The following is a 12,565-nucleotide window of genomic DNA, read 5'->3' on the forward strand; positions in this document are numbered from 1 at the left end:
GGCAGTCGTGTGGGTCACGTCTCAGCTGTTGTGTGGCTCACGTCTCAACGGTCGCTCAGATCACTTCCGCGGCCGCCGTCCGGCCGGATGACGACCTGCTGTTCCTCGAGGTCCCTCATCAGGTCCTGGATTTCTGAGCGGATCCAGTCGCGGGTGGCCACCTCGCCCAGGCCCATGCGCAGCGCGGCGATCTCCCGGGTGAGGTACTCGGTGTCCGAGATGGAGCGCTCGTTCTGCTTGCGGTCCTGTTCGTACTGGACGCGGTCGCGGTCGGCCTGGCGGTTCTGCGCGAGGAGGATGAGCGGGGCCGCGTAGGAGGCCTGCAGCGAGAGCATCAGCGTCAGGAAGATGAACGGGTACTCGTCCCAGCGCAGCCCCGGTGGGCCGAAGACGTTCCAGATGACCCACACGATGATCGTGACGGTCATCCACAGGATGAACCGCCAGGTGCCGAGGAACCGGGCGATCCGCTCCGAGAACCGCCCGAAGGTCTCCGGGTCGTACTCGGGCAGCATCCTGCGGCGCTGCGGCAGCGGCTGGTCCAGACGGAACCTGGGCTGCCGGGGCGCCTCGGTGCGGACTTCGCGATCGCGGTCAGGCGCCACCGCCGGCCTCCCCGGCCATGTGGAACTCCGACTCCCGCCAGTCCTCGGGCAGCATGTGGTCGAGCACGTCGTCCACCGTGACCGCGCCGAGGAGCGATCCGCTGTCGTCCACGACGGGCGCAGCGACCATGTCGTACGTCGCGAAGAACCCTGCCACCGCGGGCAGCGCGGTCTCCGGCGTGAGCGCCTGCGGATCCTCCTCGAGCAGCGAGCCGACCAGCGTGAACGGGGGGTCGCGCAGCAGCCGCTGGAAGTGCACGGTGCCCAGGAACTTGCCGGTCGGGGTCTCGTCCGGCGGGCGGCACACATAGACCTGGGCGGCGAGCGCGGGCGACAGGTCCGGGTTGCGGACGCGCGCGAGGGCGTCCGCGACCGTCGCGTCGGGCCGCAGCACGATCGGCTCGGTCGTCATCAGTCCGCCCGCCGTGCGCTCCTCGTACGCCATCAGCCGGCGCATGTCCGCGGCGTCGCCCGGCTGCATCAGGCTCAGCAGCCGTTCCTGGTCGTCCTCGGGCAGCTCGGAGAGCAGATCGGCCGCGTCGTCCGGGTCCATCGCCTCCAGGACGTCCGCTGCCCGCTCCTCCTTCAGCTTGCCGAGGATCTCGATCTGGTCGTCCTCGGGCAGCTCCTCGAGCACGTCGGCGAGCCGGTCGTCGTCCAGGGCCGCGGCGACCTCGGCTCGGCGCTTGGCGGAGAGGTGGTGCAGCACGTTCGCCAGGTCCGCGGGACGCAGCTGTTCGAAGGTGGCCAGCAGGCTCTCGGCGCCCTGCCCGGTCTCCTCCAGCGAGAAGCCCGTGACGGCCGACCACTCGACAGTGAGCGTCTCGCCCTTGTGCCGCCGGAAGGCGCCGCCCGCCCGCCTGCCGGCGCTCGACCAGGAAAGACCTCCGCGCTTCTCCGGTTCCTTCCGTACGAACACGCGGTCGATCTCCCAGTCGCGGCGGGCCGGCAGCGAGTGGATCGACACGTCCAGGACGGTCACCTCCTGGTCCATCTCGACGAGGCGCACCCGGCGGTCGAGCATCTCGCCGAGGACGAGCCGCTCGGTCGGCCGCTGCTCGAAGCGCCGCACGTTCATGACGCCGGTGCTGATGACCTGGCCAGACTCGATACCGGTCACGCGGGTCATGGGGAGGAAGATCCGGCGGCGGCTGGAGAGTTCCACGACGAGCCCGAGGAGCCGCGGCGGCCGGCGCCCGACCCTGAGCATGGCGACGAGGTCGCGCACGCGCCCCACCTGATCGCCGTTCGGGTCGAAGACGGCGACACCGGCGAGATGCGAGACGAAGATCCGAGGGGCGCTCGCTGCCATGCCACGCGCCTCCTTTTCACGCCGGTTTGTCCCGTTACTACGGGCTTCAGGCTAGCCCGTGCAGGTCGCGTCCGCCCTGGCAGGCGGTCCGGACGGACTGGCTCCGCTACGGCACTGAGGCACAGGTACGCTGCCGTACGCCGTCGAGGACAACCGCATGAGAGGCAGCCCCACCTGTGTCTGCATTTCCCCTGGGCCGCACCCGCAGGGCGTCATTGATCAGCACGATGTGCGCCGGGCTGGTCGCCGTGGGGGGTGTGCTGACGGGCTGCAGCGAGGACCCCGACGCGGGCACGAACGGGGTCGGCAAACTGCCCCCGGCACAGATCCAGAGCAAGACGCGCAAGGCCGCCGAGGCCGCGGACTCCGTCCGGCTGTCCGGCAAGGTCGTGGTGAGCGGCCGCACGTACAAGCTGGACATGCGCCTCAAGGACGACGGCGGAAGCGGTTCGGTCACCACGAAGGGCAGTACGTTCTGGCTGCTGCGGGTCGGTACGCACCTCTATCTCAAGGCCGACGCGGGGTTCTGGGCCCAGGACGACGAGGCGGGCGGCGGTCAGTCGGCCGGGGCGGCGGCCGGCAAACTCGACGACAAGTACGTGAAGGTGCCGCAGGGCGACCCCTCGTACAAGCAGCTCAGCGGCTTCACGGACAAGGACGTGCTGCTCGACGGGCTGCTGACGCTGCACGGGACGCTGGCCCAGGGGGACCGCTCCACCGCGGACGGGGTCCGCACCGTCGAGGTCACCGGGGACAAGGGTGCGGGCGGCACGCTCGCGGTGTCCCTGGAGGGCGAGCCCTACCCCCTCCTCCTCGAGCGTGCCGGGAACGGCGGCACGCTCGAACTCTCCGAGTGGGGCAAGGACTTCAAGCTCGCTGAGCCCACGGAGAAGGAGATGGTGGACTACGGGAAGCAGCTGCCCCGGTCGTAGGCCCTCATGCCCGGACGCGGCCCGAAGGCGTACGTCCCGTCGGTGCGGCAAGTGCGTGGAATCGGCGCCCGATACGGTGGCCTGCCGCTGCGTACGCGATGAGTGCGCCCGCGGTGTTGAGGATCACATCGTCCACGTCGAAGGCGCGCCCGCGGACGACGGCGCCCTGCGCGAGCTCCACCAGCACCATCACGAGCGCGGTCAGCACCACCACGCGCACCAGCCGCAGCCGCCGCGGCACCAGCACCGGCAGCAGAAGCCCGAACGGCGCGCCGAGCAGCAGATTGCCGCCGACCTGCCGGCATGCGGCGAGGAACGGATAGTCCTCCGCGTACTGCCGCAGCGAGTGGCCCGGCCGCAGATTGGCGCCCGCGACCTGCGCGGACGCCGGAGACGGTGTCAGCGTCAGCTTGGCCAGCACGGCAGAGAACGCGACGAGCGCGACGAAGGCCGCGCCGAACATCACCAGACGCATCAGCGGACGGCCCCGGGTGCGGGGCGCGCGGGAACGCCTTCCCCTTCCGCGTCGACGGTGGCCCGGCCGCAGCACAGTGCTCATCGAAGGCCTCATCACAGCCTGTGCCAGCGCGCGTGTGCGAAGGAGTGCAGACCGAACGCGGCGAGACCCAGGGCGACGAGACCGAGGAGCCACGGGCCCGCGGGGGCCTCGGCGAACGAGCGCAGTGTGTCGTCCACCCCCTTGGCCTGGCCGGGCTCGTACCGTACGGCCGCCGTGAGGGCGAATCCCCCGGCCGCTGCCAGCACGATTCCGCGCACCGCGCCGCCGAACACCCCGCAGGCATCGACGCAGGGACGCAGCCGCCGCGGTATCGCGGCACGGTCGAGATCCCGGCGGTAGTGGCCGAGCACTGCTTGGCCGGCCAGCCAGAGGCCCGCCACCACCAGCGCCACCGCCACGGCCCCGACGAGCCACCGCCCGCCCGGCAGGTCCAGCGCCTTCGCCGTGACGTCCTGAGACTGGCGGTCGCTCGAGCCGCTGCCGCTGCCCTTGTCGCCGAGTGCGAACGCGAGAACGGAGTAGGAGACGAATCCGTAGAAGAGGAAGCTGCCGACCGACAGCAGCCGCCTGCCCGTCCCCTTGCCGGCCGGCCGACCGCCCCCGGACACCGCTTCGGACAGCCGCCACAGGGCCATGCCCGCCAGGCCGATCCCGAGCGCCCACAGCAGGACGCCCCCGAAGGGCTTGTCGGAGAGCTCGGCGAGCACACCACCGCGGTCCGCCTGTTGCCCCTCACTGTCGTTGAGAGCGATCCTCAGGGCCAGCACCCCGACCAGGAAGTACAGCACCCCGAGCGCGGCGAATCCGGCCCGGGCTCCGGCCGAGACCGCGGCCCGCTCGGGCGGGGCACCGGCCGCCCTGCCGGGGTCCGCGCTGCGCAGCCGAATGTGCCTCGGCCGCCGCAGATGTCCCTCACGCGTGGCCATAGGTGACCTTCACCTCCTTGAACCCGAGGGAGCGCAGCAGGCCGTCGAGCATGCTGGTGGTGTTCTTCTCCGCGCGCGCCGTCAGGCCGCTCTCCTCGGCCGCGTCCGCGATGTGCCGCACCGCGAGCCGCTGCACGGCCCGCTCGCTGCTGGGGTTGTCGGAGAAGAAGTCACCGAGCCGGTCCAGCAGGCCCCGCTGCTTGGACACGGCGTACGAGCGGTCCGCATCCAGTGCGGGTTCGCCCAGCCGGGCGTGCGGCAGCTCGAGGGAGGCCGCCGTGCGGTCGTCGTCGTCGACGACGTCGTCCTGCCCGATCTTCCCGAGGTCGACATAGGCGTCCACGGTGCCCGCCCCTACGTACAGGGTCCGTGTCCCGCGGATGGCGTCGGGCAGGAACCGGGCATCCTTCTCCAGGTCCACGACGACCTGGAAGTTGCCCGACGCCGCGTCGTAACGGCTGATGTCCTGAAGGGACTTGAGGAGCGCGGGTCCAGAGCGGTCGTGGGTGTCCTCTTCGAATAAGTCGCCGGGTCCCGGCAGCAGATCGAAACGGCCCACGGCGAACAGCGCGGCGAAGAGCAGCACTGCAGCGCCGGCCACACGGGCCCACCAGGTCACACGTTTGCCAGACGTCATGGCGGCGGTACTCCTTTCCGTCGCCACGAGTGCCCGCGGCATGCGCGATCAGGCACCGGACGCGCAGGTCGGCCGGATGTCGCCGCTGGGGGCTCGCGTCCGGGAGCCCCCGACGGTGCCTGTCGGCTGGACATCGCCATGGGGCTGAGGCTTCGGCAGGGCGGACGGGGCCCGATCAGCCGGGTCTCGCCTCCTGGGAAGCCGAGCTCGGGCGGCCCGGACGGTACCCCGTCGCCCGTCCGTCGCCTGGCGAGCAGCCTCTCGAGTTTCCCGGCCCAGGCCTCCTGCACCTTCGCCGCGCGGCGGGTCTCGTAGTGCTGGGCGGCTCTCGTACTGCTCGGCGGCCCTCGCTGCGGATCGTCCCCATGTCGCTTGGCCGGCCTGTGGCCCCGGTCGTCCGCGTGCCGCGCGGTCTTGCGGACGTCGCCGGGGTGTCCCATGCCGCGCGGTCTTGCGGACGTCGCCGGGGTGTCCCCATGCTGCGTCGGTCGTCCGGATGTCGCTCCGCCGTCCCCTGCCGCGCGGATGCTTCTTGGCTGCGGAACGCCAGGTTCCCTCCATGCCGGGACCGGCCCGGCTCGGCGACGCGCGGGGGAACTACCGGCGCTTCCGGCGGAGCAGCAGGCGGGGCAGCGCCGCCGGGATCGGCCGGCGCGTCGTCGCCCCGCTCGGCAGGGGCGCGGCGGCCAGCGAGCCTCCGGGCAGCTCCGCCGTCGTCCCCAGCGGCTCCAGCCGCAGCACGCGGCATTCGCGCGCCCAGCGTTCCGGCATCGCCTCGCCGTCGACCGCGTTCAGCCGCTTGCCCTTGAGCTCGGCGACGGCGGCCTCCCACTCGGGCGAGCCCGCCGGAAGTTCTACGATCTTCGCGGCCCACTCGACGATGCGGCCGCCCTTGTCCTTGCTGCGCACGGTGACGGTCGCGGTGCCCCCGTCGGCGAGCCCCGGGAGCGGCTGCTCGCCGGGCCCGTCGCCGACCACATGGGCCGCGCCCTCGTGCCACGCGTGCCACAGCGCCCGGGCCGGGCCGCTGCCCTGTACCCAGATGAGCCCGGACTTCTTGGTGGCCTCCTCGACGAGGGCCTGGTCGAGCAGGGGATCCGTCATGGGACCAGCGTAGTGAGGCCCGGGCGGCGGGCGACAACCGCGTCGCCCGACAGCCGGCCTCCCCCAAGCTCTCGGCTGCGCTCGAGTAGGGGGGACCCCCATGCCCCGGCCCCGTCAGAGCCACCCGGGGCCCCCTCAGAGCCACCCGTTGCGCTTCAGCGTGCGGTGGATGGTCAGACAGATCCCCACCGTCACCCCGAGCACCAGCGGGTACCCGAACTTCCAGTGCAGCTCCGGCATGTACTGGAAGTTCATCCCGTACACACCGCACACCATCGTCGGCACGGCGATGATCGCCGCCCAGGACGTGATCTTGCGCATGTCCTCGTTCTGCGCGACGGACGCCTGCGCGAGGTTGGCCTGCAGGATCGAGTTGAGCAGCTCGTCGAAGCCGACGACCTGCTCCTGCACGCGCGCGAGGTGGTCGGCCACGTCCCGGAAGTACTTCTGGATGTCCGGGTCGATCAGCCGCATCGGCCGCTCGCTCAGCAGCTGCATGGGCCGCGCGAGCGGCGCCACCGCGCGCTTGAACTCCAGGACCTCACGCTTGAGCTGGTAGATCCGCCCGGCGTCGACACCGCGCGAGACGCCGCCCTTGCGGCCCGGCGTGAAGACCTCGGTCTCGACCTCGTCGATGTCGTCCTGCATGGCGTCGGCGACCGCGAGATAGCCGTCGACGACATGGTCGGCGACGGCGTGCAGCACGGCCGACGGCCCCTTGGCGAGCAGCTCGGGCTCCTCCTGCAGCCGGTGCCGCAGAGCGCGAAGCGACCCCTGGCCGCCGTGCCGCACGGTGATGAAGAAGTCCCGGCCGGTGAAGCACATCACCTCACCGGTCTCCACGACCTCGCTGGTCGCGGTGAGTTCGGCGTGCTCGACGTAGTGGACGGTCTTGAAGACGGCGAACAGCGTCTCGTCGTAGCGCTCCAGCTTGGGCCGCTGGTGGGCGTGGACGGCGTCCTCCACGGCCAGCGGGTGCAGCCCGAACTCGGCGGCGATACCGGCGAATTCGGCCTCCGTCGGCTCGTGCAGCCCGATCCAGGCGAAACCGCCGTCGCGGCGGACCTGGAGCATCGCCTGGTGCGGCGTCAGGGTGTCGTAGGAGGTCACGCGGTGGCCGTCGCGGTAGACGGCGCAGTCCACGACGGCGGAGGGCGTCGCGGGGTCACGGGTCGTGTCGTACGCGCTGTGGCTGCCGCCGTCCTTGCGCTGGGCGGGACGGACGGCGGCACGCAGGTCACGGATCATCGACATGGGCTGGCTCCTTCGCAACAGAGCCGCCGGCGACGGGTGGAACTACCCGGAATGAGGACGTCCTGACTTCGATGTTTGGCTCGTCCACAAAGCGGGGAGCACCGCATCGTCGCGGTGGCAGCTTCGCCGCTGACTCAGATCAGCAGTACTGAGACCAGCGGTACTGATACAGATCAGACAGATCAGGCGGAAACGAAGTGCTCTTCCGTCGAGCGCCGGAAATGCGCGCGCAGGGTGGGACAGCTTGCGAAAGCTGTGCGACTCAGCGGCCGGAAGAGCGGGTGGTACTGCACGGTCGACTTCGGTCCATTGCAGCCCCACCTCCTCCGGCCGGTCCCCCGTAAGGGATGTCCCACGCGGTCGGGGCGCGGGAGCGACTCCAGCTGCTGCTGCGAGGGCCCCGTCTGCAGTGCTGCCCGACCGGCGGCTCAGCTTATCAGCGAACTGAAGTGTCAAGTCGCCAGTTTGCCCGTCACTGACCAGTTCTATGCTCGCGGCATGGCTGATGTACTTGCTCTGGTCGAGGCTCGTTTGCGTATGGCGCTGGGCGAACCGGACGCGCGTGCTGCGGTGACGTTCCTCGGAGCGGACCGCATCGAGGTCCTGCGGTTCACCGACGGGGACATCGTGAGATACGCCACGCTCGGGATGTCGGCGGCCCCGATGGCCGACCCCACATCGCCGCTGGCGGACCCGGTCGAGGGCCCGCGGGCGGAGCTCCTGCTCTCCGTGCGAGCGGGCCTCGCCGACACCGACAAGGTGCTGCGCCCGCTCGCCGTGCTGGCCGCGTCGCCCCAGGTCGAGGGGGTGGTCGTGGCCCCGGGCGCCTCGCTCGACGTGGGCGAACCGCTGTGGCCCGGTGCGCCGTTCACCACCGTGCTGGTGGCCGAGTCCGGCGGCCTCGTCGAGGACCTCGATCTGGACGCGCCCCTGGACCCCGTACGTTTTCTGCCGCTGCTGCCGATGACGCCGAACGAGGCCGCCTGGAAGCGCGTGCACGGCGCGGGGGCGCTTCAGGAGCGGTGGCTCGGCAGCGGGACGGATCTGCGTGATCCGCTGCGCAGGTCCGTCGCGCTCGACTGAACCCGACTGAGCCCGCCGGCACTCGATCGAAAGCGGGCGAAAGTCAGACACCTGATCGATGCAAGCTACATCTAAATTGGGCCGGCGGTCGCGCACTCCGGACGGGTGATCGTCCTTGACGCGGCGACAGCCGGGGAGGACCGTTGAGCCCTATGAGGGGCGAACCCAGTTGCCCGAAGTGTGGTGGCCGGGTCAGGGCTCCCGGACTCTTTGCCGACTCCTGGCAGTGTGATGTGCACGGGCCCGTGCACCCGCTGCAGCCCGTGATCCCGCCCAGCGTCGAGGCCCTCAGCGTCGTGGTGCACCGTGCGCAGGTACCGGTGTGGATGCCGTGGCCGCTGCCGGTCGGCTGGCTCTTCACCGGGGTGGCCTCAGCGGGCGACGACCGCACCGGAGGGCGCGCCACCGCGGTGGCGTGCTCCGGGCCGGGACCGCTCGGCGGTATGGGTGAGTTGATACTGGTCGCCGAGGAGCTCGGCGTCGGGCTCGGCGCGCGGTACGCGGGCATCGAGGGCCCTGACCCCGGCCCGTACCTGGACGTCGAGAAACCGCCCCAGGCCAAGGTCCTCGCCGCCGGCCGGCCGACCCCGCTGTGGCTTGTGGGCGGTACCCCCGACGACCGTGCCGTCTTCGCGGGCGAGGCCCTCGGGCTGTGGCTGTGGGCGGTCGTATGGCCCGAGCAGTCGGGCCTGCTGATGTACGACGAACTGGTGCTGACGGATCTGCGCGAGGCGGGAGCAGAAATGGACCTGCTGCCGTGCGGGGCACTGACACCGCGGATCCTGTCGCCGTAGGCGCCCGCACCAGCCCGCTGTGGGCATGTACGGCGCGCGGTCGGCGCGCCCGCTCGGGCGCCTCGTGGGGCCGGGACGCGAACGGGGCTGGGCCCGGGACAGGGACGTGTTCGATTCCCGTTATCCTTGAGCGTCCCCTTCGTAGCGGTCCCGTCAGAGCATGGAGTACGCGTCGTGCGCATCGATCTGCACACCCACTCCACCGCCTCGGACGGCACGGACACCCCAGCCGAGCTCGTCCACAACGCGGCCGCCGCCGGTCTGGACGTCGTCGCGCTGACCGATCACGACACCACCCGCGGACACGCCGAGGCGATCGCCGCCGTGCCGGCCGGGCTGACGCTGGTCACCGGCGCCGAGCTCTCCTGCCGCCTCGACGGCGTCGGCCTGCACATGCTGGCGTACCTGTTCGACGCCGAGGAGCCCGAGCTGCTGCGCGAGCGCGAGCTGGTGCGCGACGACCGGGTGCCGCGCGCGAAGGGCATGATCGCCAAGCTCCAGGAGCTGGGCGTCCCGGTCACCTGGGAGCAGGTCGCGCGCATCGCGGGCGACGGCTCCGTGGGGCGCCCGCACATCGCGGAGGCGCTGGTCGAGCTCGGCGTCGTCTCCAGTGTCTCGGACGCGTTCACGCCGGACTGGATCGCGGACGGCGGACGCGCATACGTCGAGAAGCACGAACTCGACCCCTTCGACGCCATCCGGCTGATCAAGGCCGCGGGCGGGGTCGCCGTCTTCGCGCACCCGCTCGCCGTCAAGCGCGGCGAGGTCGTCCCCGAGACCGCGATCGCGGAGCTCGCCGCCGCCGGACTCGACGGCGTCGAGGTCGACCACATGGACCACGACCAGGCCACCCGCGCACGGCTGCGGGGGCTCGCCGCCGACCTGGGGCTGCTGACCACGGGGTCCAGTGACTACCACGGCAGCCGGAAGACGTGCGTCCTCGGCGAGTTCACCACCGACCCCGAGATCTTCGGGGAGATCACGCGACGGGCCACCGGGGCGTTTCCCGTGCCGGGCACCGGCGGGCGCCCGTAGCCCGTCCCGCGTGAGCGTGCACCGCACCTCGCAAACCGTGGCTCGTCCCGCGTAAGCGCGGACCGCACCTCGTCATCCGCGGCCTGTCCCGCGTAAGCGCGGACCGCATCTCGTCATCCCCGCGCACCGCGCCTGAAGCTCCCCCGGTACGGCGGCAAGAGACCGCCGCCGTATCCCCGTGCCCGTCGTACGACCGACCCAACACCCTGCAAGGCCTTCCGTGTTCGATCTCGCTGTCTTCGGTTCCCTCTTCCTCACCCTCTTCGTGATCATGGATCCCCCCGGGGTCACTCCGATCTTCCTCGCGCTGACCGCGGGCCGTCCCGCCAAGGCGCAGCGGAAGATGGCCTTCCAGGCTGTGTGCGTGGCCTTCGGAGTGATCGCCGTCTTCGGCGTGCTCGGTCACCAGATCCTGGACTACCTGCACGTCTCCGTGCCCGCGCTGATGATCGCGGGCGGTCTGCTGCTCCTGCTGATCGCGCTCGACCTGCTCACCGGCAAGACCGACGAGCCCAAGCAGACCAAGGACGTCAACGTCGCGCTCGTACCGCTCGGCATGCCGCTGCTGGCCGGTCCCGGCGCGATCGTCTCGGTGATCCTGGCGGTGCAGAAGGCCGACAGCTTCGGGACGCAGCTGTCGGTGTGGGCGGCGATCGTGGCGATCCACCTCGTGCTGTGGGTGGTCATGCGCTACTCGCTGCTGATCATCCGCGTGATCAAGGACGGTGGTGTGGTGCTGGTGACGCGGCTCGCGGGCATGATGCTCTCCGCCATCGCCGTGCAGCAGATCATCAACGGCGTGACGCAGGTGATCCAGGGCGCCTGAGCCCGCGGGCCGAGCCTGGCCGCACGAGCGCGCGGGCCGCACACACACGCAGAGCCCCCGTACCGCTGGGTACGGGGGCTCTGCAGTGCTGTGCAGCGTCGTCGACGCGGTGGCGTCGTCGGCGGCGTCGATACGACGCGTTACGAGATGTCGCGGCCGCGACCCGTTACGAGGGGGCGCGAGCCGGTGCCGGAGTTACGAGGCCGAGGTTTCGGCCGGTCGGATGTAGAGGCGCTGCCCGATGGCGGCTGCCTGCTGCACGATCCGGTTGACGGAGGCGGCGTCCACGACGGTGCTGTCCACGGCGGTGCCGTCGACGTCGTCGAGTCGCATGATTTCGAAGCGCAACAAGGCTTCTCCCTTCGTCTGGTGATCCTCCTGAAGGAGAACTGCTGTGATCCGGGACACGATTCTCGCCCCGGGCTGCGGCCGGGCAGTTGCCCGACCGTTAAGAGTGGATTGCGTGGCTACAGTGCACCGCGCTCCGTATGGTCACAACACGTTGCATGGGGCCAACATTCCCTACGCTAAGGAAATTTTTCGAGAGCCTAATTAGGTGCCGCGGGTGGACGGCTTGTGCTCTCTCCGTGACCACACGGACAATGAGGCACATATGAACGACGAACTCGTGGGACGCGACGGACCTGCGGCGCTGGGCGCCCGCATCGACCGCACCAACGAGCTGCTCGAGCGCATGCTCGCCGAGGTGGCGAAGACCCCCTCGACCCACGCGATCTTCGTCGACGCCGGGTATCTCTACGCGGCCGCGGGACGCCTCGCCGCCGGCACGGAGGACCGCAGGGCCTTCGACCTCGACGCCGAAGGGCTCATCGACGCACTGATCGACAAGGCCCGCTCGATATTCGCGGACAGCCGGCTGCTGCGCGTGTACTGGTACGACGGCGCCCGCCGCCGTATCCACACCGCGGAGCAGCAGTCCATCGCGGAGCTGCCGGACGTCAAGGTACGGCTCGGCAACCTCAACGCCAACAACCAGCAGAAGGGCGTCGACTCCCTGATCAGAAGCGACCTGGAGTCACTGGCACGCCATCGGGCCATCAGCGACGCGGCGCTCATAGGCGGCGACGAGGACCTGGTCCCCGCGGTGGAGGCGGCGCAGGGATACGGCGCGCGCGTCCACCTCTGGGGCGTCGAGGCGCCGGAGGGCCGCAACCAGGCCGAGCCGCTGCTCTGGGAGGTCGACAGCCAGCGCACCTTCGACCTCGAGTTCTTCAAGCCGTACATAACGCGGCGCACCGTCCCCTCGTACGAGACGCCGTCGGTGCCGCGGCCCACACGCGACGAGGTGCGGTTCGTGGGCGCCCAGATCGCGGCGAAGTGGCTCGCGGCGCGGGGGCGGGAGAGTCTGGCCGAGCTGCTGCCCGGGCATCCGTATCTGCCCGGTTCGGTCGACCAGGACCTGCTGGTGGAGGCGGAGGGGCTGCTGCAGTACTCGTTGCGCGGGCAGTCGGACCTGCGGCGGTCGCTGCGGGACGGTTTCTGGGATCACCTGCAGGCGCAGTACTGAAACGCTGCG

The 12,565-nt window shown here is 70.8% G+C and carries 13 protein-coding genes and 1 pseudogene; 6 read left to right on the forward strand and 8 right to left on the reverse strand.

Annotation, left to right across the window (positions count from 1 at the left end; genetic code table 11):
* Positions 1-44: 44 nt before the first annotated feature.
* A complete protein-coding gene (locus ABT009_RS18750; protein ID WP_351295532.1) occupies positions 45-605 on the reverse strand; it encodes a DUF1003 domain-containing protein in 561 nt (186 codons plus the stop codon).
* The gene (locus tag ABT009_RS18755) at positions 595-1,917 is read right to left on the reverse strand and encodes a magnesium transporter MgtE N-terminal domain-containing protein (protein WP_351295534.1); all 1,323 of its coding nucleotides are present in this window, start codon (positions 1,915-1,917) and stop codon (positions 595-597) included. Before ABT009_RS18755 ends, ABT009_RS18750 begins: the two co-directional genes overlap by 11 nt.
* A gap of 176 nt (positions 1,918-2,093) precedes the next feature.
* On the opposite strand from ABT009_RS18755, the gene ABT009_RS18760 reads away from it, so the two are divergent.
* The gene (locus ABT009_RS18760; protein ID WP_351295536.1) at positions 2,094-2,849 is read left to right on the forward strand and encodes a hypothetical protein; all 756 of its coding nucleotides are present in this window, start codon (positions 2,094-2,096) and stop codon (positions 2,847-2,849) included.
* A gap of 40 nt (positions 2,850-2,889) precedes the next feature.
* On the opposite strand, the pseudogene ABT009_RS18765 reads toward ABT009_RS18760, so the two are convergent.
* The 5 genes and pseudogenes from ABT009_RS18765 to ABT009_RS18785 form a co-directional block, all read right to left on the reverse strand.
* Positions 2,890-3,324: pseudogene (locus ABT009_RS18765) on the reverse strand (VanZ family protein); the annotation flags it as partial.
* A gap of 95 nt (positions 3,325-3,419) precedes the next feature.
* Entirely contained in the window at positions 3,420-4,295 is an 876-nt protein-coding gene (locus tag ABT009_RS18770; protein ID WP_351295538.1) for a DUF1206 domain-containing protein, read from the reverse strand.
* Positions 4,282-4,932 (reverse strand): DUF4230 domain-containing protein, encoded by a 651-nt coding sequence (locus ABT009_RS18775; RefSeq protein ID WP_351295540.1) that lies wholly within the window; start codon positions 4,930-4,932, stop codon positions 4,282-4,284. Before ABT009_RS18775 ends, ABT009_RS18770 begins: the two co-directional genes overlap by 14 nt.
* Positions 4,933-5,529: 597 nt before the next feature.
* Positions 5,530-6,036: a hypothetical protein gene (locus ABT009_RS18780; protein ID WP_351295543.1), complete on the reverse strand. Its 507-nt coding sequence runs from the start codon at positions 6,034-6,036 to the stop codon at positions 5,530-5,532.
* 135 nt (positions 6,037-6,171) lie between these two features.
* Positions 6,172-7,290: a magnesium and cobalt transport protein CorA gene (locus ABT009_RS18785; RefSeq protein ID WP_351295546.1), complete on the reverse strand. Its 1,119-nt coding sequence runs from the start codon at positions 7,288-7,290 to the stop codon at positions 6,172-6,174.
* Positions 7,291-7,788: 498 nt separating this feature from the next.
* On the opposite strand from ABT009_RS18785, the gene ABT009_RS18790 reads away from it, so the two are divergent.
* The 4 genes from ABT009_RS18790 (at position 7,789) to ABT009_RS18805 (ending at position 11,028) form a co-directional block, all read left to right on the forward strand.
* Positions 7,789-8,373, forward strand: coding sequence for a suppressor of fused domain protein (locus tag ABT009_RS18790; RefSeq protein WP_351295549.1), 585 nt, complete (start codon positions 7,789-7,791; stop codon positions 8,371-8,373).
* A 152-nt stretch (positions 8,374-8,525) separates the two neighbouring features.
* Positions 8,526-9,167 (forward strand): DUF6758 family protein, encoded by a 642-nt coding sequence (locus ABT009_RS18795; RefSeq protein WP_351295552.1) that lies wholly within the window; start codon positions 8,526-8,528, stop codon positions 9,165-9,167.
* A 174-nt stretch (positions 9,168-9,341) separates the two neighbouring features.
* Entirely contained in the window at positions 9,342-10,202 is an 861-nt protein-coding gene (locus ABT009_RS18800; protein WP_351295554.1) for a PHP domain-containing protein, read from the forward strand.
* A gap of 220 nt (positions 10,203-10,422) precedes the next feature.
* Positions 10,423-11,028, forward strand: coding sequence for a MarC family protein (locus ABT009_RS18805; RefSeq protein WP_351295556.1), 606 nt, complete (start codon positions 10,423-10,425; stop codon positions 11,026-11,028).
* Positions 11,029-11,223: 195 nt separating this feature from the next.
* Here the strand turns inward: ABT009_RS18805 and ABT009_RS18810 are convergent, their stop codons facing one another.
* Positions 11,224-11,376, reverse strand: a complete 153-nt coding sequence (locus tag ABT009_RS18810; RefSeq protein WP_198547427.1) for a DUF8834 family protein — start codon at positions 11,374-11,376, stop codon at positions 11,224-11,226.
* Positions 11,377-11,641: 265 nt separating this feature from the next.
* Between ABT009_RS18810 and ABT009_RS18815 the strand changes: the two genes are divergently transcribed.
* On the forward strand, positions 11,642-12,556 hold the full coding sequence (locus ABT009_RS18815; RefSeq protein WP_351295559.1) for an NYN domain-containing protein: 915 nt from the start codon (positions 11,642-11,644) through the stop codon (positions 12,554-12,556).
* Positions 12,557-12,565: the final 9 nt, after the last annotated feature.

Source organism: Streptomyces sp. NPDC002896 (genome assembly GCF_040295225.1).
Taxonomy (GTDB): domain Bacteria; phylum Actinomycetota; class Actinomycetes; order Streptomycetales; family Streptomycetaceae; genus Streptomyces.